13 protein-coding genes are annotated in these 19,940 nt (G+C 72.3%); 5 read left to right on the top strand and 8 right to left on the bottom strand.

Features of this window, described 5'->3' with window-relative positions; genetic code table 11:
- Positions 1–171 precede the first annotated feature (171 nt).
- Positions 172–903 (bottom strand): tyrosine-protein phosphatase, encoded by a 732-nt coding sequence (locus ACFVUH_RS03640; RefSeq protein ID WP_387910959.1) that lies wholly within the window; start codon positions 901–903, stop codon positions 172–174.
- Positions 904–946: 43 nt separating this feature from the next.
- Positions 947–1,282 carry a helix-turn-helix transcriptional regulator gene (locus ACFVUH_RS03635; RefSeq protein ID WP_355364458.1) on the bottom strand — a complete coding sequence of 112 codons (336 nt, stop codon included), beginning with the start codon at positions 1,280–1,282 and terminating at the stop codon, positions 947–949.
- Between the two features lie 132 nt (positions 1,283–1,414).
- Between ACFVUH_RS03635 and ACFVUH_RS03630 the strand changes: the two genes are divergently transcribed.
- The 4 genes from ACFVUH_RS03630 (at position 1,415) to ACFVUH_RS03615 (ending at position 11,315) form a co-directional block, all read left to right on the top strand.
- Positions 1,415–2,410: a zinc-dependent alcohol dehydrogenase family protein gene (locus ACFVUH_RS03630; RefSeq protein WP_355364455.1), complete on the top strand. Its 996-nt coding sequence runs from the start codon at positions 1,415–1,417 to the stop codon at positions 2,408–2,410.
- Positions 2,411–2,479: 69 nt separating this feature from the next.
- Positions 2,480–9,421, top strand: a complete 6,942-nt coding sequence (locus ACFVUH_RS03625) for a ricin-type beta-trefoil lectin domain protein (RefSeq protein ID WP_387910957.1) — start codon at positions 2,480–2,482, stop codon at positions 9,419–9,421.
- Between the two features lie 97 nt (positions 9,422–9,518).
- Positions 9,519–10,052 carry a hypothetical protein gene (locus ACFVUH_RS03620; protein ID WP_355364449.1) on the top strand — a complete coding sequence of 178 codons (534 nt, stop codon included), beginning with the start codon at positions 9,519–9,521 and terminating at the stop codon, positions 10,050–10,052.
- Between the two features lie 75 nt (positions 10,053–10,127).
- The gene (locus tag ACFVUH_RS03615) at positions 10,128–11,315 is read left to right on the top strand and encodes an FHA domain-containing protein (RefSeq protein WP_387910955.1); all 1,188 of its coding nucleotides are present in this window, start codon (positions 10,128–10,130) and stop codon (positions 11,313–11,315) included.
- Positions 11,316–11,364: 49 nt separating this feature from the next.
- On the opposite strand, the gene ACFVUH_RS03610 is transcribed toward ACFVUH_RS03615, so the two are convergent.
- A complete protein-coding gene (locus ACFVUH_RS03610; protein WP_355364443.1) occupies positions 11,365–12,330 on the bottom strand; it encodes an aminoglycoside phosphotransferase family protein in 966 nt (321 codons plus the stop codon).
- Positions 12,331–12,702: 372 nt separating this feature from the next.
- Between ACFVUH_RS03610 and ACFVUH_RS03605 the strand changes: the two genes are divergently transcribed.
- On the top strand, positions 12,703–15,198 hold the full coding sequence (locus ACFVUH_RS03605) for a Tex family protein (RefSeq protein WP_387910952.1): 2,496 nt from the start codon (positions 12,703–12,705) through the stop codon (positions 15,196–15,198).
- An 87-nt stretch (positions 15,199–15,285) separates the two neighbouring features.
- Here ACFVUH_RS03605 and ACFVUH_RS03600 read toward each other — a convergent pair whose 3' ends face one another.
- The 5 genes from ACFVUH_RS03600 to ACFVUH_RS03580 all read right to left on the bottom strand — a co-directional run bounded on the left by ACFVUH_RS03600 (position 15,286) and on the right by ACFVUH_RS03580 (position 19,872).
- Positions 15,286–15,708 (bottom strand): SHOCT domain-containing protein, encoded by a 423-nt coding sequence (locus ACFVUH_RS03600; RefSeq protein ID WP_355368835.1) that lies wholly within the window; start codon positions 15,706–15,708, stop codon positions 15,286–15,288.
- A gap of 151 nt (positions 15,709–15,859) precedes the next feature.
- Positions 15,860–16,597, bottom strand: coding sequence for an NUDIX hydrolase (locus ACFVUH_RS03595; protein ID WP_387910950.1), 738 nt, complete (start codon positions 16,595–16,597; stop codon positions 15,860–15,862).
- Positions 16,594–17,754: a type III polyketide synthase gene (locus ACFVUH_RS03590; RefSeq protein ID WP_355368831.1), complete on the bottom strand. Its 1,161-nt coding sequence runs from the start codon at positions 17,752–17,754 to the stop codon at positions 16,594–16,596. The genes ACFVUH_RS03595 and ACFVUH_RS03590 overlap by 4 nt, the downstream gene beginning before the upstream one ends.
- An 85-nt stretch (positions 17,755–17,839) precedes the next feature.
- Complete coding sequence (locus tag ACFVUH_RS03585; RefSeq protein WP_387910949.1) at positions 17,840–19,045, bottom strand: cytochrome P450; 1,206 nt, start codon at positions 19,043–19,045, stop codon at positions 17,840–17,842.
- A gap of 233 nt (positions 19,046–19,278) precedes the next feature.
- Entirely contained in the window at positions 19,279–19,872 is a 594-nt protein-coding gene (locus ACFVUH_RS03580; protein ID WP_355368827.1) for a helix-turn-helix domain-containing protein, read from the bottom strand.
- Positions 19,873–19,940: the final 68 nt, after the last annotated feature.

The following is a 19,940-nucleotide window of genomic DNA, read 5'->3' as shown; positions in this document are numbered from 1 at the left end:
ATCCAGGGCTTGGCAAGAGGCTGATCGACATTCACCGAAAGTTCTATCCTCTTGATTCTTTCAGTCGAATATCGATCAGCCATGCCCGTTTCTGATTCACCGGTCGATCGATTTCTTTTTCATGCGATTGTCGTTCCGGTCGGGTGCTGGCCGGTTCCCGTCGCCGCCGTGCTACGCGGTGAGCAGCCGGTCCCGCAGCCGGCCGATCAGCTCCTCGTCGACGCCCAGTCGGCCGGTGGCATAGGCGTGGACCGATCCGTGCGCGGCGGTCAGGTCCGCGAGCGCGAGCCGGATCACCTCCTCCGGCGCGCGCCCGAAGGCGGGCCAGCGCAGGGTGCGCCCCGGGTTGGCGGCGCGCCAGTCCTCCACCAGCCGGGCGGTGACGAGCTCGGTGAGCGCGAAGTCGGCGGCCACGTCGTCCTCGCCGACGCCGAGCAGGCTGAGCACCAGGGCGGCGATCAGTCCGGTGCGGTCCTTTCCGGCGGCGCAGTGGAAGACCACCGGCCGCTCGGCCCCGGCGATCAGCTCCAGGGCGCCGCGGATCTCCGTGACGCCGTCCTCGGCCACCTCGGCGAACCGGTCCGCCAGGTACCGCCACGGGTCGAGCCCCGGGTCGATCTCGGCCTGGTCGTACGGCCGGTGCTCGATCGACAGATTGTGGTACGCGACGCCCTCCAGCTCCGGTATCCGCCCTCGGCGGGCGATCTCCCAGGGGTAGCGCAGATCGATCACGGTGCCGATGTCCAGTGCCCGGAACCGCTCCTGGTCGGCGGCGGAGGTGAGTCTGGCGAGCGAGGATGAGCGGTAGAGCAGTCCCCGGCGGACCGTCCGTCCGTCGGCGGCCGGGTAGCCGCCCAGGTCGCGGAAGTTGTACGGGCCCTCGAAGTCCAGATGGCGTGTCATGTCCGCACCCTACTGGGCCCGCCGGGTGTGGTGTCGGCCGGGCTCAGCGGTGCTCGGGCGCCGCGATCAGCGCGTCGAGCAGGCCCGGGAAGGACTCCTCGAACTCCTCGCGCCGCAGCGCGTTCAGCCGCGAAGTGCCCACGTAGTACTGGCGGATCAGCCCGGCCTCGCGCAGCACGTGGAAGTGGTGGGTCGCCGTCGACTTGCTGACCGACAGCTCGATCACCCCGCAGGCCAGGTCCTCGTCGGCCGCGTCCAGCGCGCGGACGATCCTGCGCCGCACCGGGTCGACCAGCGCCTCCAGCACCTGCTGCAGCGGGACGGTCCGCGGGTCGGGGTGAGGGGCAACGCGCCTTCCCTGCTGTGCCGTTCGTGTCATGGGGATCCGGCCTCCTGTTTCTGTCGCCCACCCATCGTACGACGGTCATCGAAGTTTGACAGCGTTCGTACTTTGGGCTTGGGTGAGAGCGCCGCGACGCGGAGATCATCGACAGGGCAAGGGAGTTGAACCATGGTCAGGACCGTGCTGTTCCGCGAGCCGGGTGGGCCCGAGGTGTTGCGGGTGGAGGAGGTGCCGGTCGCCGAGCCGGGCCCCGGGGAGCTGCTGATCCGGGTCGAGGCGATCGGCCTCAACCGGGCCGAGGTGCTGTACCGCAGTGGCCACTACATCGAGGACGTCCGGGAGTTCCCCGGCCGCCTGGGCACCGAGGCCGCGGGCGTCGTCGAGGCCGTCGGTCCGGGTGTGACCGGCTTCGTGCCCGGCGACGCGATCAGCGTGGTGCCGGCCTTCTCGATGAACGACTACGCCGTCTACGCGGAACGGGCCGTCGTCCCCGCGAACGCCGTGCTGCACCGACCCGAGGGGCTGGACGCGATCGGCGGGGCGGCGGTCTGGATGCCGTACGTCACCGCCTACGGCGCCCTGGTGGAGGTCGGCGGCATGCGGGCCGGCGACGCCGTGGTGATCACCGCCGCCTCCAGCAGCGTGGGTCTGGCGGCCGTCCAGATCGCCCGTCGGATCGGCGCCGTCCCGATCGCCACCACCCGCACCCGGGCCAAGCGGGAGGCCCTGCTGAAGGCGGGCGCCGCCGAGGTCGTCGTCACCGAGGAGGAGGACCTCGCGTCGCGCGTCCGGGAACTCACCGCCGGCCGGGGTGCCGACTTCGCCTTCGACGCCGTCGCCGGCCCCGGCGTCGTCGACCTCGCCCGCGCCCTCGCCCCCGGTGGCACCATCGTCGTCTACGGCGCACTCAGTGGTGAGGACACCCCCTTCCCGCCCATGCCCGTGATGCGCGGCAAGGCCATGCGCAGCTACACCCTGTACGAGATCACCACCGACCCCGGAGCCCTGCGCCGGGCCGAGGCCTTCGTCTCCTCCGGCCTGGCGACCGGCGCCTTCCAGCCCGTGATCGACCGGGTCTTCCCCTTCGAGGAGATCGTCGACGCCCACCGCTACCTGGAGGCGGGCAGCCAGATCGGCAAGATCGTGGTGGCGGTCGGGCACTGATCGCCACGTCCGCTCCGGGGGCCTCGGCCCCCGGAGCGGACGCCGCCGCCGGGCCGCACCGGGCGGGCAGTGCAAAGAGCGCAAATCACCGGCAAGGAGGCCGTCAAGATCCCGGCCCCCGTGATGTGGGACGCGGCGCTCGACGAGGCCTCGGGCGAGCACCTCAACCGGGCCCCGGTGACGATGCAGGTGCGCGGTGAGGGGGCGGACACCGAGCTGGTGTTCACCCCGGACGCGGCCTTCCTGGCCGACGCCGGGACCCAGTACCCGGTGACCATCGACCCGGTCGTGGACATCGGCAGCACCTTCGACACCTATGTCCAGAACAACGAGAACTTCGACGCCTCCGGCTCGGACGAGCTCAAGCTGGGCAGCTACAACGGCAGCGTCAAGGCGCGCTCGTACGTGACGATCCCGGGCGGCCAGTTCAACGGCAAGCAGATCCTGGACGCCAAGCTGCACCTGTACAACTTCCACTCCTCCTCCTGCACCCCGAAGCAGTGGGAGGTCTGGAACGCGGGCGGCGCGGCCTGGTGGACCCGGTGGGGCAACGAGCCCCAGTGGGGCCAGATGTGGACCCGGACGTACGAGACCTACGACCTCGACGGCGGCGACACCCACCAGTGCGCGGCCCCGGACGGGTCCGGCTGGACCAACACCGACGTCACGGAGATGATCCGGTACTTCGCGCAGTACGGCTCCAACGACTACGGCTTCATGCTGAAGGCGACGGACGAGAACAGCAGCCTCTCCTGGAAGAAGTTCGGTTCCGCCCAGAGCTCGGCCCCGCCGTACATCTCGATCACCTACAACTCGGTCCCGCGGACCCCCGCGTCGGTCGAGATCCAGCCGTCCCAGCCGGGCACCCCGAAGTACGTCGCGGACGCCAACCCGCGCTTCCTGGCGCAGGCGGCGGACGACGACGGTGACAACGTCAAGGTCTACTTCGACCTGTGGCGCGGCGGCACCTTCATCGGCAGCATCCCCAAGGAAACGCCGAGCGGTTCCTGGGCCTCCGTCAGGGCGTCCGACTTCGGGATCGCCAAGCTCGACGAGGGCGTGCAGTACTCGATCTCCTCGATGCTGGACGACGGCAAGTCCCGCTCGAACTGGGTGACCACCCCGTTCGTGGTGGACACCGTGGCGCCCGGCACGCCGTTCGTCACCTCCGCCGACTACCCGGCGGACTCGCTGTGGCACGGTGCGGCCAACCAGGCCGGTTCGTTCACCTTCACCCCGGCCGCCGGTACCGACGACCTCACCGCCTACGTCTACACCCTGGACGGCGGCACCGCGGTCACCGTCGACGCCACCGCGGCGCTGACCACGTCGATCACCCCGACCACCGAGGGCCGGCGCGTGCTCAGCGTGCAGGCCAAGGACCGCGCGGGCAACCTCTCCCCGCCCGCCGAGTACGTGTTCCACGTCGGCCAGGCCGGCATCAGCTCGCCGGTGAACGGCACCCAGGCGGCCAAGCGCGTCAAGCTGGCCGTCGACGCGCAGGCGCAGTTCAAGCGGGTGGTCTACGAGTACCGCCGCGGCCCGGGCGCCACCGAGTACACGGTTCCGCGCGTCAACCTGACCAAGGCGGACAACACCCCGGTCACCGAGGACAAGCCGCTGCTGTCGGACCTCGGCCCGCACGCCAACTGGAACGTCCTGGACACCCTCGGCAACGTCGGCGGTGTCCTGCAGGTGCGCGCCAAGCTGTTCCCGCAGGACGGCTCCGGCAACGGCTACACCACCGTCTGGAACACCCTGACCGTGGACCGCAACGCGGACGGCGCCGCGAGCGCCGACGCGGGCCCGGGCTCGGTCAACCTGCTCACCGGTGACTACACCACCAGCACCACCGACGCCGACGCCTTCGGCATGTCGGTGTCCCGCACCTCCTCCTCGCGGGGCACGGACCGCGGCTGGCAGCCGCAGGGCGAGCGCCTGACCACCAACCAGCGCCAGATCGGCACCGACACCAACGGGTTCTCGGCCGGCCTGGCCACGCTGTCGCGTTCCACCGCGCGCGGCCACGACAGCTCGACCGACTCGCTGCTGATCACGCCGACCGGCCAGATCGACTCCTACGCGGGTGTCGGTCCGGACAACACCATGGCGCTCGGCATGAAGCCGGGCCGGACCTACCGCCTCACCGGCTGGATCTACGTGCCGGGCTCGACCGGTCTGAACCCGGACTTCGGCGACCGCGGCCTGCGGCTCGTGGGCTTCGTGAAGACCGGGGCCGGCTACGCCAAGACCACCTCGGCCAAGGCGGGCTTCACCGACGGCTGGCAGCAGCTCAGCGTGGACCTGGCCGTTCCGGCGGACGCCACCGAGGCGTTCTTCCGGCTCTACGACGGCTTCACGGCCGCCGACAAGCAGGTCTTCTTCGACGACCTGTCGATGAAGGAGATCGTGGCGCCGTTCGGTCCGCAGTGGGCCGGCGGCCCGGCGGCGGGCGGTGGCTCGGACTTCCGCTCGCTATCGTTCCCGCAGTCCGACCTGGTCGAGATCAAGGGCAACGACGACTCCTCGCTCACCTTCGCCAAGGGCTCCGACGGCACCCTGTTCCCGGAGCCGGGCGCCGAGTCGCTGACCCTGAAGGCCGTGCCGGCCACCTCCGGTGCGATCGTGCTCAGCACCAACGGCCTCTGCCTGGAGGTGCCGAACGGCGACGCCGGCAACGGAGCGGTGCTGCAGACCGCGCCGTGCACCGGTGCCACCAACCAGCAGTGGACCCGTGACGACCAGCAGCGCATCCAGATCCTGGGCCGGTGCCTGGACAACCCCTGGGGCGCGGTCGACGACAACACCCGGCTGGTGCTCTGGGACTGCAACGGCGGCGCCAACCAGAAGTGGGACGTGCGCACCGACGGCCAGCTGCTGAACCAGCAGTCCGGCAAGTGCCTGGACGCCTACAACGGCGCCACCATCTGGGTCTGCTGGGCCGGTGCGAACCAGGTCTGGGACGTCCGGACCAACGCCACCACGTACGAGCTGACCGAGCAGGACGGGACCAGGACGGTCTTCGCCCAGCAGGCCGGTTCGAACAGCTACCAGGTGGTCAGCGAGATCGGTCCGGGCGCCGCCTCGGCGACCCGCTACCTGTACGACACCACCGACGGCCGTTCGCTGGTCAAGCGCGTGATCCCGCCGGTCGAGGCCGGGGTGGACGACACCAACAGGTGCTCGGTGGACCCACTGCCGCGCGGCTGCGAGGTCATGGAGTACGAGTACGCCAAGGTCACCACGGCGACCGCGACTTCTCCCGGTGACTACCTGGACCGCGTCAAGGCCGTCAAGGTCTGGTCGTGGAACCCGGCGACCTCCAAGCAGGAGGCCGTCGAGGTCGCGCACTACGCGTACGACGACAAGGGCCGCCTGGCCGAGACCTGGGACCCGCGCCTGACCCAGACGTTGAAGACCACCTACGGCTACGACGACGCGGGCCGGGTCACCCGGACCACGGCGGCCGGGCACCTGCCGTGGTCCTTCGACTTCGGCAAGGCCGCGGCCGACCAGGACCCGGGGCGCCTGCTGAAGGTCCGCCGTCCGGCCCTGGCGCAGGGCAGCAAGGACCAGGTGAGCGGCGAGACCGCGATCACCGTGGTCTACGACGTGCCGCTGACCCGCGGCGCGGGCGGTCCGTACGACCTGGCCGGCGCGGACGTGGCCAAGTGGGCGCAGCTCGACGCCCCCACCGACGCCACCGCCGTGTACGACCCGGAGGACGACCCGGGCACCAACACCGCCACGGCGGTCAAGCCGGGACCCGACGGCTACAAGCCGGCCGCCGTGCACTACCTGAACGCCAACGGCCAGGAGGTCAACACCGCCTCCCCGTCGGTGACTCCGGGCGGTGACATCGACACCAAGGAGTACGACCGCTACGGCCACGTCGTACGTGCCCTGGAGGCGACCAACCGCGCGATCGCGCTCGGGACCCACCCGGACGCGGCCCGGTACGCGACCGAGCTGAACCTGCCCACCGACTCCGCCGCCCGGGCCCGGCTGCTGGACTCGCGCACCGTCTACACCGCCGACGGCCAGGACGTCGTCGAGACGCTCGGCCCGGTCTACCGCGCCTCGCTGAGCGAGCAGGTCAACGGCCAGACCACGCCGGCCACCGTCACGGCGGAGGCCGAGAAGCTGCCGCAGCTCGGCGCCAACGTGCCGGTCAAGGTCGACACCGACTGCTGCGGCCTCACCTGGTCGGGCGGTGCGCACCTGAGCGTGCGGGCCACCGCGGCCGGCGGCTTCGACGTGGTGCGGGTCAGCGTGCCGGAGGAGGGCGAGTACCTGCTCTCCGGTCAGCTGACCAAGTACAGCGACCACGGCATCGTGCAGTTCGCGATCGATGGGCAGAACCTCGGCCAGCCGATCGACACCTACTCCGCGAACCCGGCGGTGGTGCCGTACGCGACCGGCCAGCCGATCCGGCTGGCGCGTGGTGACCACGAGCTGAAGATCACCATCACCGGCACCAACCCGGCCAGCACCGGCGAGCGCCACCACGCCGGCCTGGACACCGTCACGCTGACCAAGACCACCCTGAACCCGACCCTCCCGGTCGGGACCTCGGTGGTGGCCCGTGACCACAACACCAACACCTACGACGAGGGCAAGCCCGACGGCCGGGCCTACCACCTGGCCACCACCGTGACCGACGGCGCCCGGATCGACGGTTACGCCGACGACGTCGAGCTGCGGGTGACCAAGAACGGTTACGGCACCCCGATCGGCGGCACCTCGGGCTGGACGGTGAAGAAGCCGACCACGGTGACCACCGACGCCCTGGGCGCCAAGCTCACCACCAGCACCCGCTTCGATCCCCAGGGCCACCCCGAGGAGATCCGGGTCCCCGGTTCCGAGGCGGCCGACGCCACCACCACCAGGTACACCTACTACACGGCGGGCGCCAACGCGGCGAACCCGGTCTGCGCCAACCGTCCGGAGTGGGCGGGCCAGCTGTGCGTCACCGCGCCGGGGGCGGACGTCACCGGTGCGGACACGGCGCGGATGACGACCACCCTGCCGGTCAAGCAGACCACCCGGTACTCGCGCACCGGCAAGCCCGAGGAGATCGTCGAGACCAACGCCGGCAAGACCCGCAGGACCACCACCGTCTACGACGCCGTCGACCGCACCGTCTCCACCGAGATCACCGGTGACGAGGGCCAGGCCGTGCCGAAGGCCGTCACCGCCTACGACCCGGCCACCGGCGACGTGCTGTCGACCACGGCGGGCGGCAAGTCCGTCACCATGGTCCAGGACGTCCTCGGCCGGACGATCTCGTACACCGACGCCGACGGCGCGACCACCACGACCGAGTACGACAGGTTCAGCAAGCCGGTCAAGGTCACCGACCCCACCGGCGTCACCACGTTCACCTACGACCGGACCAAGGAACCGCGCGGTCTGCTCACCTCGGTGAACGACAGCAAGGCCGGTGAGTTCACGGCGAAGTACAGCCCGGACGGCCAGCTCGTCGAGCAGACCTACCCCGGCGGCATCGTCCGCAAGGACACCCTGAACGCCTCCGGCAAGGCCGTCGCCCGCAGCTACACCCGCGCCTCCGACGGCAAGGTCGTCTGGTCCCAGAGCAACGACCTGTCCACCCAGGCCCAGGTGGCGAGGACCACCAGCACCAGCGGTACCAAGACCTACGGGTACGACCGCCTCGGCCGTCTGGGCAAGGCCGAGCAGTCCACGGCCGCCGCCGGCTGCACCACCCGCACCTACACCTACGACGTCCACTACAACCGCACCGCCAAGACCACCTCCGGCCCGGCCGGTGACGGCACCTGCACCACCGCCGGCGCCACCACGGTGAACTCGGCGTACGACAGCGCGGACCGGATCACCACCGCGGGATACACCTACGACGCGTTCGGCCGCACGCTCACCACGCCGAGCGGCACGGCCCTCGGCTACCGGGTCAACGACATGGTCGCCTCCCAGGAGACCGCGACCACGAAGCAGACCTGGACCCTCGACCCCGCCGGCCGCCTCAACGGCAGCACCACCGCCGCCAAGCAGGCCGACGGCAGCTGGTCCACCACCGCCACCCGCGTCCAGCACTTCGGCACCGGCGCCGACAGCCCCCGCTGGATCACTGAGAACGCGGCCGGCGCCTGGACCCGCAACGTCCCCGGCACCGACGGCGACCTGTCAGCGACCGTCACCGACCAGGGCACCGTCAAGCTCCAGCTGACCAACCTGTTCGGCTCGGTGGTGCTGGTCACCGACACCGCCCTGACGAGCCCGGTGCTGCTCGACTCCGACGAGTACGGCAACCCGACCGCGGGAACCGCGGCCGCCCGCTACGGCTGGCTCGGCGGCAAGCAGCGCTCCGCCGAGGCCCAGGACGGCATCGTCCTCATGGGCGTGCGCCTCTACAACCCCGCCACCGGCCGCTTCCTCTCCGTGGACCCCGTCCCCGGCGGCAGCGCCAACGCCTACGAGTACTGCATGGCCGACCCGATCGGCTGCACGGACCTCGACGGGCGCAAGGGCATCAAGGACTGGTGGAAGAAGAAGGGGTCGATGTACGTCGGCAAGGCCCTGGGCGCCGTCTCGGCCACCACCGGCGTCATGGGCATCTGGGTGCCGCAGATGAAGGCGGTCTCTGCGGTGACCGGTGGCCTGGCCACCGTCTCGTACGCCTCCGGCGGCCACTGGACGGAGGCCAAGCGGCAGGCGCGGAACACCGTGCTCAACGCGGCCGTCGGCGGCTTCGGGCGCTTCAACACGGCGACGAAGTTCGCCGGCATGGCAGGCCGGTACAACAACCTGACCAAGGGCTGGACCGCGGGCATCTCCGGTCTGGCGAAGGCGAGCGGGGCCAGTTACGCGGCCAGCAGCTTCGCGGGGAGGTTCCACAAGTACGTGCCGTGGGCTTTCATCGGAGGGAACCAGCTGGCGACCAAGTACGAGTACATCTACTACAACAAGGTGCAGGAGACGATCAACAGCGTCACCGAGCGGTTCCGGAAGTTCCGGGACCTCTTCGCGTGATGCCGGCTTCCCCGGGAAGCCACTGAAGCAGGCGCTGCCCGGCAACCGGTCACGGCCGGCTGCCGGGCAGCGCCCTATCGGCAGAGAGGAGCACGGCATGGCAGCGATGTACGGTCCGCTCCGGTACGAACCGGGCGGCGCGCACCTGGGACGCGGCGAGCGTGCCGCCGGGGTGCCGGTCTTCGACCAGGAGGGGCTGCGTCCCGAGGGCATGGAAGGCTTCCGCTGGGACGAGATCGAGCAGATCGACGTGGAGATCCGGGACATCGGCCTCAAGTCCCTGGTGCAGAACGTCGCGATGTTCCTCCTCACCGTCGGCTCGGTGACGCAGCGGGCACCGGGCACCGAGGACTCGTACGTCTGGCTGAAGCCGGTCGGCGGACCGCCGACCACCTGGCCGTTCGACGTGCCGATGCGCTCCGAGGCCCGCTGGAGCCCGGGGGCCGTGCGGCGGTTCGTCCGCCGTCTCGACAAGACCGGCAGGCGGTCCCATCTGGGCTCGCCGGAACTGGCGGCCAGTCTGGAAGCGCTCCACCGGGTGCCACAGTTCCCGCCCTGGACGCGGGACCGGGCGGTCAACCGCCTCGTCGACGCGCTGCCCGCCCCCGATCGGACCCGGGATCGGCCATGATGGAAGCGTTGTGACGGGGCGTGGGGACGGTTCGTCCCGGTCCGCCCCGTGCACGCCGACCGCACGGAGGCCTCCATGGAGCACCGCCCCGAACGCCCTTCGTTCCGCGCTCTCGACCGCAACCTCGCCACCTCCGCCGACCGGGCGGACTATCTGGTCGAACTCTCCAACGTCGTGCGGCGGACCGACCTCGGCGGCTCCGCGGCGCGGTCGCTGCACCGGCTGGGGTTGGTGGTCGACGCGCTGGTGCGGCTGACCGGGGACCGGGACGTCGCCGTCTACTGCGTGGCCGACCGCAGTCTGCTGGGCGGGCGGCGGGAGTTCGAGGACGCGGCGGACGGCCGGACCCTGGCGCGCTGGGTCGCCGAGGGGCTGGTGGAGGAGGTGCCGGACGCCGACGAACGGGTACTGGAGATCGCCGGCATGACCGGGATCCAGGTGGTCACCGCCGACCACTACGACGACCACCGGATCGAGCACCCGTGGATCCAGGGCAACACCTGGCAGTTCCTGCGGCCGGAGGCGGCGGGCCGGGGCGCGGTGCGGCTGGTGCCGCTGGACATGGGGTACCGGACGGGCGCGGAGATCTCCAAGAAGATGGAGCTGTCCGCGCTGAAGAAGCAGGGGCTGCTGACGCCCGCCCGCAAGCCGCTGGTCGAGGTGGTCGGGCGGGCGTGGCGTTGCCCGGAGGCCCGCTGCACCCTGTACAGCCTGCACCGCGGAGGGCGGGTGATGCTGCCCAGGATGCGCCGGGGCGTGCCCACCTGCGAGCTGCACGGGACGCCGCTGCTCGACGACGGGGCCCGGCCCGGTGCCGCCCAGGTCAAGGTGGTGCTGGACGGGGAGTGCGTGGCCCGGTACACGCTGGACGAGGGGTCGCGGACTGTGGTCGGCCGGGCGCCGGTGGCGGCGGAGGACGGCATCGCGCTGCTCGGCCTGCTGCCGGCCGAGCGGGCGGCCCTGGTCAGCCGGCGGCACCTGGTGGTCTCGGTGCGCGGCGGCGCGGTGACCGTACGGGACGCCAGCACGAACGGCAGCCGGCTGCGCGCGGCCGGGCGGCGCGGCCACCTGGGCCCGTGGGAGCGGCTCCCGCCGGGCGCCGACCGGTCGTTCCGCCCGGGCGACGAGGTCGAGTTGACGCCCGGGCTGGTGCTGACCCGCAGTGGCCGCCGCTTCCCGGCCGAGCTGGCCGGGACCTGGCAGTCGGAGTCGGCCCGCACCCCGCTGCCGCCGGGGGCCGCCGAGCCGACGCGCTTCATCTGACCGGGACCGGGGCCGGAACCGGGGCCGGGGACGGGGGCGCACGCCGGGGTCACACGCTGCGGTCCGCCAGGATCTCCCGGACGATGTGCCGGGCGTTGGCGGCCAGCGGCGGGTTGGTGGTGCGGTAGTAGGGCAGTTGGACGAGCGCCAGGGACAGCGCCCAGGCGCGGCCGCGCTCCCAGGTGGCGTCGTCGACGGCCAGGGAGCTGCGGAAGGCCGGGCGGGCGGTGGGCGGCAGCAGGCTCCAGGCGGGCAGCAGGTCGACGGTCGGGTCGCCGACGCCCAGCAGGCCGAAGTCCAGGACGGCGCTCAGCCGTTGGCCGGTGACCAGCAGGTTGCCGGGGGTGAGGTCGCCGTGCACCCAGACCGCCGGACCGGTGTGCCCGGGCAGCCGCAGCGCCTTGTCCCACAGGGCGGTCGCCGTCTCGGTGTCGATCACCCCGCGCAGCCGTCCGATGGCGGCCCGGGTGGCGGCGTCACGGCCGGCCAGCGGTCCGCCGCGCAGCGCGGCCGGGGCACCCGGGTCCGGCTCGACGGCGCGCAGCGCGCGGAGGAAGTCGGCGAGGTCGTAGGCGAGTTGGACGGGGTTGGGGATGGAACCCGGGACCGGGGTGGCGCCGTCCAGCCAGCGCAGCACCGACCAGTTCCAGGGGTAGCCGACGGTCGGCCGGCCCTGGCCGACCGGGGCCGGGACGGGCGTCGGCAGGTGCCGGGCGAGGCGGGGGAGCCAGTGCTGCTCGCGCCCGAGGTTCCCCGCGGCCCAGGCCGCCCGGGGGAGGCGGACGGCGAGTTCGGGGCCGAGCCGGAACATCGCGTTGTCCGTGGCCGTGAAGCCCGCCGGCGCCAGCGGCAGGCCCTTCCAGTGCGGGAACTGGGCGGCGAGCAGCCGCCTCACCAGGCCGGTGTCGATGGCGGGTTCGTCGTCGTGGAGACGGTCGTGCAGAGGATCGTGCAGAGGGTCGTACGGGTGGTCGTCGTCGTGCAGGTGGTCGGGCGTCCGAGCGGCTGCGCACATGCCCGGCACTGTACGCCGGGAGGGGCCCCGCGCTCAGGCGGATTTCGAACACCAGGGTGAGAACATGAGGATTTCGCGGGGGCGTTGGGTTTCACGGGGGGCGCTCGGGCTCGCGGCCGCGCTGGCCGGAGCCGCCGCCCGAGGTCGCCTGGGACGGCCCGGGCCGGATCAGGCTGGTGAAGGAGAAGGAGACCGTGCTGATCGGGCTCGGTCCGGACGGTTCGCCGGAGCGCACCGTCGACGACGGCTGCCGACCGCGGCCGGAGCCCCCGGCGCGCCACGCCCGGGGTGCCGGGGGCGGGGCGGGGTGTCGGGGGTTGCTGCGAGAATGCCCGGGTACGGACAGCAACTCTGAAGAAGGTGACCGGCTTCGTGACCACGCCAGTCGAACAGGCGGCCCAGCAGGCCCAGCAGGCGATCGAGCGGAAGATCGCCGAGGAACTGGGCGTCCGCGAGGGGCAGGTGAAGTCGGCGGTCGAGCTGCTGGACGGCGGCGCGACGGTGCCGTTCGTGGCCCGCTACCGCAAGGAGGTCACCGGCTCGCTGGACGACGCGCAGCTGCGCACCCTGGAGGAGCGGCTGCGCTACCTGCGCGAGCTGGAGGAGCGGCGCAGCGCCGTACTGGAGTCGATCGAGGCGCAGGGCAAGCTGGACGACGCGCTGCGCGCGCAGGTCCTGGCCGCCGACTCCAAGGCGCGGCTGGAGGACATCTACCTGCCGTTCAAGCCGAAGCGGCGCACCAAGGCGCAGATCGCCCGCGAGGCCGGTCTCGAACCGCTGGCCGACACCCTGCTCGCCGACCCGTCGCAGGACCCGGGGGCGCTGGCGGCCGGCTACCTGAACGCGTCGGTGGCCGACGCGCCGGCCGCGCTGGAGGGCGCCCGGGCGATCCTGGTCGAGCGGTTCGGCGAGGACGCCGACCTGGTCGGCTCGCTGCGCGAGCGGATGTGGACCCGCGGCCGGATGGTCGCCACCGTCCGCGAGGGCAAGGAGCAGGAGGGCGCGAAGTTCGCCGACTACTTCGACTTCGCCGAGCCGTACACCAAGCTCCCCTCACACCGGATCCTGGCGATGCTGCGCGGCGAGAAGGAGGAGGTGCTGGACCTCGACCTGTCCCCGTACGACGGGGAGGAGGCCGGCGACCTGCCCGGCGCGAGCGACTACGAGCAGCGGATCGCCGCCCGCTTCGGCATCGCCGACCACGGCCGCCCGGCCGACAAGTGGCTCGGTGACACCGTCCGCTGGGCCTGGCGCACCCGGATCCTGGTCCGGCTCGGCATCGACCTGCGCGGCCGGCTGCGGGCGGAGGCCGAGGACGAGGCGGTCCGGGTCTTCGCCGCCAACCTGCGGGACCTGCTGCTCGCCGCCCCGGCCGGCACCCGCGCCACGATGGGCCTGGACCCGGGCTTCCGCACCGGCGTGAAGGTCGCCGTGGTGGACGCCACCGGCAAGGTGGTCGCGTACGAGACGATCTACCCGCACCAGCCGGCCAACAAGTGGGACGCCGCGCTGGCGGCGCTGGCCGCGCTGGCGAAGAAGCACGACGTCGACCTGGTGGCGATCGGCAACGGCACCGCCTCCCGGGAGACCGACAAGCTCGCCGAGGACCTCATCAAGCGCCACCCGGAGCTGAAGCTCACCAAGGCGATGGTCAGCGAGGCCGGGGCCTCGGTCTACTCGGCGTCCGCCTTCGCCTCGCAGGAGCTGCCGGACCTCGACGTGTCGATCCGCGGCGCGGTCTCGATCGCCCGCCGGCTCCAGGACCCGCTGGCCGAGCTGGTCAAGATCGACCCCAAGTCGATCGGCGTCGGCCAGTACCAGCACGACCTGAGCGAGGTGAAGCTCTCCCGCTCGCTGGACGCGGTGGTCGAGGACTGCGTCAACGCGGTCGGCGTGGACGTCAACACCGCCTCCGCCCCGCTGCTGACCCGGGTCTCCGGCATCACCGGCACCCTCGCGGACAACATCGTCGCCCACCGTGACGCCAACGGCCCGTTCCGCACCCGCAAGGCGCTCAAGGACGTGTCCCGGCTCGGTCCGAAGGCCTTTGAGCAGTGCGCCGGCTTCCTGCGGATCCCGGGCGGCGACGACCCGCTGGACGCCTCCAGCGTGCACCCGGAGGCGTACCCGGTGGTGCGCCGCATCCTCGCCGCGACCGGCGGGGAGCTGCGGGAGCTGATCGGCAACAGCGGGCAGCTGCGCGCCCTGCGGCCGGGCGACTTCGCCGACGACACCTTCGGCGTACCGACCGTCACCGACATCCTCGGCGAGCTGGACAAGCCGGGCCGTGACCCGCGCCCGGCGTTCCGCACCGCGACCTTCAAGGAGGGCGTCGACAAGATCGGCGACCTGGAGGTCGGCATGGTGCTCGAGGGCGTGGTCACGAACGTGGCCGCGTTCGGCGCCTTCGTCGACGTGGGCGTCCACCAGGACGGTCTGGTGCACGTGTCGGCGCTGTCGAAGAACTTCGTCAAGGACCCGCGCGAGGTGGTGAAGCCGGGCGACATCGTGACCGTCCGGGTGACCTCGGTGGACGTGCCGCGCAAGCGGATCGGGCTCACCCTGCGGCTGGACGACGAGGTGGGGCGCGGCGGCGAGGGCGGCGGGCGCGGTGGCGACCGGCAGGCCCGTCCGCCGCGCCAGGAGCGGCGCGGCGGCCAGGGCGGCCAGAGCGGCGGCCAGAGCGGCCAGGGCGGCCAGGGCGGCGGGCGCGGGCAGGACCGCCGCGACCGCGGTGACCGCGGCGGCTCCGGCGGCTCGGCGCCGCTGGGCAACAGCGCCATGGCGGACGCGCTGCGCCGGGCCGGGCTGGCCAGCGGTGGCGCGGCGGACGACCGCCGCGGCGACCGTCGCTCCGGGCGGCGCTGAGCATCGGGTGGTGGCCGGTGGCCGGTGGACACCCGTCCACCGGCCACCACCGCTCCTGCTCCACCGCTGCCGCCGCGCCGGCCGGCGTCAGACCAGCAGCTTGTCCTTGGCCTTCTGGTACTCCTCCTCGGAGATCGCCCCGCTGGCCTTGAGGTCGGCCAGTCTGGCCAGGTCGTCGACGTGGCTCCGGGCGGGCGCCCCCTCCGCGGGCTCCGTCCCCGGCGCCGGGCCCGCCGCGTCGCGGATGTACGCCTTGAACGCGGCGTCCGCTCTCTGTGCCTGTTCGAGGTCGCGTTGGCCCATGCTCTTGCCGCGCACGATGACGTAGACCAGCACGCCGATCAGCGGGAGCAGGATCACCAGGAGCATCCAGCCGGCCTTGGCCCAGCCGCCCATGTCGTGGCTGCGGAAGATGTCCGTGATGATCTTGAACAGCAGGAAGAACCAGAGGATCCAGAGGAACAGCTCCAGCATCGTCCAGAAGATGTTGAGCAGCGGGTAGTTGTCCATGACGGCTCCCGTCGGTGCGGGCCCGAGAGGGACCCGAGTCCCTTCGAGTCATATCACCGGACATCGGACATCGCGGCCCGCTGCTGCGCCATTCCGGTGGTCTTCCGGCGGTCCCCCGGTGTTCTCCCGAGGTGGCGGGAACAATCGCGGATCAGCGCGGACGCGACCGCAGCTCGACCGCCAGCTCGATCAGCTCGCCCCACCACGCCTCGCGGCCGCTCAGCAGCAGCCGCTGCGCCTCGGCCGGGTCCGTCGCGCGGACCTCGACGACCTGCTCGCCGTCGTCCGGGTTGGTCGGGACGGAGTCCACCGCGACCTCGGCCCAGCCCCAGAGCCAGGCCTTCTCGGGGTGCGGCTGCCACGGCCGGTAGGGCACCGGGTCGTCGGTCACGCAGCGGTGCGCGCCCAGCCAGACCGGCTCGCCCAGCAGCCGGGCGCCGGCCTCCTCGCGCAGCTCGCGGACCAGGCAGGAGGCCACCGACTCGCCGCTCTCGCGGGTACCGCCGGGCAGGAACCAGTGGTTGCGCTCGTCGCGGCAGAGCACCACCCGGCCACCGTCGGTGAACCCCACCAGGTGGATGTTGGTGACCAGCTCGTCCGGCGGCAGGACGGTGGAGAACTGGGCGTCGTAGCGGCCCCAGTCCCAGTACTGCGGGGCGTGCAGGGTGGGGAAGAGCGCGGCCAGCTCCGCGGCCCGGCCGGCCTCGGCCCGGTGGACGGCGGCCTGCTCGGCGTCGTTCCGGCCGGCCTCGTTCCGCTCGGCCTCGGCGGGGCCGGCCGGTCTTGGGATCGACGGGGCTCCGGCGCCGTTCGGTGACCCGGTGGCCCCCTCGGCGGTGGTGCTGTCGGTGGTGCCGGTGGTACCCGTGGCATCCGTGGTATCGGTCATTCGGTGATCGTAGTCCCGGCCGGACGCGGCAGGGGGGCGGTCTGGTGAGCGATCGTCAACTCCGAAGTGTCGATCGCGCGCGGAATGCGCGCGGCCACCGTCTCCAGTGGCCTTCCGACCCAACTGCCCAGCGAGATCTCGGCGGTGATGCCCGGGCCGAAGCCCGCGATGAGTCCCTGGGTGCCGTCCTCGACCCCGCCCTCGTCGAACATCCGGGCCAGCGCGTCGAAGACCACGGCGCTGGCGATGTTGCCGCGCTCGGTGAGCGTGGCCCGGGAGAAGCGGAACGCGGCCGGCTCCAGGTTGAGGAAGCGGCAGAGGTCGTCCAGGATCCGCGGGCCGCCCGCGTGCACGATGTAGAAGCCGAGGCCGGAGACGTTCCAGGCGTGCTCGACGGCCAGCGCGCGCAGGGCGGGGGCGAGCATCTCCATGGTGCCGGGGACGCGCTTGTCGAGCTGGAAGTGGAATCCGGTGTCCTTGACCCCGTAGGAGATCCAGTTCTCGGTGTCCGGCACCAGGTGCGAGCCGTTGCGCTCCAGGTGGACGCCGGTGCCGCCGCGGCCGCGCAGCACGACGGCGGCGATCGCGTCGCCGAACAGGCCGTTGGAGAGCAGCGAGCCGACCCCGATGTCGGTGGGCTGGTAGCAGAGCGAGCAGAACTCGCAGGCCACGATGAGCACGTTGGCGCCGGGGTAGGCGCGGCAGAAGTCGTGCGCCCGGTTGACGGCGGCGCCGCCGGCCGCGCAGCCGAGCTGGGCGATCGGCAGCTGCCGGGTGTCGGAGCGGAACCCCATGGCGTTGATCAGCCACGCGGTCAGCGAGGGCATCATGAAGCCGGTGCAGGACACGTAGAGGATGAGGTCGACGTCGCGGGCGGTGAGTTCGGCGTGGTCGAGGGCGCGCTGGACCACCTCGGGCACGCGGCGCTTGGCCTCCCGCTCGTAGATGGCGTTGCGGGCGGTGAAGCCCGGGTGCTGCAGGGTCTCCTCGATGGGCTGGACCAGGTGCCTGGTCCGTACCCCGGTGTTCTCGATCAGCCGCAGTGCGAGGCCGAGTTGCGGGTGGTCGGCGTGCAGGGTGCGGGCCAGGTCGAGGGTCTGGTCGAGCGTGATGACGTGCTCGGGCACGGCGATGGCGGGTCGGCAGAGTGTGGCCATGGGGGAGGTCTCCGAACGGGCAAGTGGCCGATGGACGCGGCCGGGTACGGCGGGGAGGTCACCGCGGCGCGGTCACCGGCGGTGGTCACCAGGCGATCGGCAGGGTCCGCGGGTAGCGCCAGATCGAGCCGGTCTGCCAGTCCAGCTCGGCGGGCGGTACGGCGAGCCGCAGCCCGGGGAACCGGTTCAGCAGGGTGCCGATGGCCACCTGGAGCTCCATCCGGGCCAGGTGGGAGCCGAGGCAGTGGTGGGTGCCGTAGCCGAAGGTCATATGGGTGGGCGCGCCGCGGTCGAGGTCCAGCTCGTCGGGCCGCTCGTACATCGCGGGGTCGCGGTTGGCGGCCAGGTAGGAGACGTGCACCGGCTCGCCGGCCTTGATCAGCACGCCGCCGAGCTCGACGTCCTCGGTGGCGACCCGGGCGATGCCCACGCCCTGGCGGAACGGGATGAAGCGCAGCAGCTCCTCCAGGGCGCGCGGCAGCAGGTCGGGCTGCGCGCGCAGCTTGGCCAGCTGCTCGGGGTGCGTGAGCAGGGTGTAGGTGATGTTGGAGAGCTCGTAGGTGCTGGTGTCGTGGCCGGTGACCAGCAGGACCATGGCCATGACGGCGAGTTCGTCGTCGTCCAGCAGCTCGTCGCCGTCGCGGGCGGTGGCGAGCGCGCTGATGAGGTCCTCGCCGGGCGAGCGGCGTCGGGCGGCGGTGAGCTCGGAGAAGTAGGCGCGCAGGGCGGTCTTGGCGTTGACCTGGCCGGCACCGCTGCCGGGGCCCATGGACATCATCGCGACGGCGTGGCCGCGGAGTTCGGCGCGGTCCTCGGCGGGGATGTCGAGCAGCTCGCAGATGGTGGTGAGCGGCAGCCGGGCGGAGAGGTGGTGGACGAGGTCGGCGGGGGCGCCGTGCTCCTCCATCTCGTCGAAGTAGCCGTCGACGACGCGCTGGATGTGCGGGCGCATCCGCTCCACCTGGCGGTTGGTGAAGCCCTGGGCGACCAGGCGGCGGAGCCGGTTGTGGGCCGGCGGGTCCATCAGGTTGATCGACTCGACCTGCGCGATCGGCGCGGGCGTCATCCGGGGCAGGTCGCGGCCGATGCCCGCGGCGCGGCTGAACCGGCGGTCGGTGGTGACCACCCGGACGTCCTCGTAGCGGGTGGCGAGCCAGGCCTCGCCCTCGCCGTGCGGCAGACGGATCCTGGCGATCGGCTCCTCGGTCAGCAGGCGCTTGAGCAGGGGGTCGAACTCCAGGCCGTCGGTGTGGTTGAAGGGGCAGTCCCACACGGGGGCGGAGGTAGTCACGGGCTGGTCCCAGGGGCCGGGTTCTGCCGCCCGGACGGAGGTCGTTCGGGCGCGGACGTGCTGATGTTGCCCCATCAGGCCGCAAAAGTGGGGACAGGGGCGATAGTTCCCTCGATCGAGTGAGATGGATGATTGTCAGGTGAAATGGGGGAGTTGGGGCGATGGCGCCCGGTCGGCCCCGGCCCGGCGGGGCGGACCGGCGGGCGCGCGGGGCGGGCGCGCCGCCGGGCGGCTCAGCGTGCGGGGCGCGGGCCCACGCCGTGCAGCAGGGTGTCCACGATCCGGGCCGCCAGCGCGTCGGGATCGGCGTCGGCCGGCGCCGCGCCCGGGTCGCCGTGCAGGGCCTCGCCGATGAGTGCGTAGAAGACCCGGCGCACCCACTCCAGGTCGGCGTCCGCGGCGATGGCCCCCTGTTCCCGGATCCGGCCGAGCAGTTCGCGGCAGCGGCGGGCGATCTCGTCGTGCGTCCGCACGGCCTGCTCGCTGTGGGTGACCGCCGGGCCGAGGGCGAAGCCCCAGGCGGCCTTCACCCGCAGCACGTTGGCCGTCGCCCGGTGCAGCGCGACCAGCGGCGGGGCGGTCTCCGGGCGGCCGTCCTCGATGGCCTCGGCGAGCTTGGCGGCGGCCTCGGCGGTGAGCGCGTCGACCAGCGCCTGCCGGTTGGCGAACCGGCGGTGGACGGTGGTCCGGGTGACGCCGGCGGCCTCCGCGATCTGCTCCATGGAGGCGCCCGGGGTCTCGGCGAGGACGCGTTCCGCCGCCGCGAGGATCGCGCGGATGCTGCGCTCGGCGTCGGCGCGCAGTGGGCGCCCGGGCGTGTTGCTCATCGTGTGCCTCCAGCTCTGACGTACCCGGGGAACGGTACAGCGGGGGAACGGGTCGCCCTTTATCTGAA

Source organism: Kitasatospora sp. NPDC058032 (genome assembly GCF_042885845.1).
Lineage (GTDB): Bacteria > Actinomycetota > Actinomycetes > Streptomycetales > Streptomycetaceae > Kitasatospora.
This window is presented reverse-complemented; position numbering and strand designations above follow the sequence as displayed.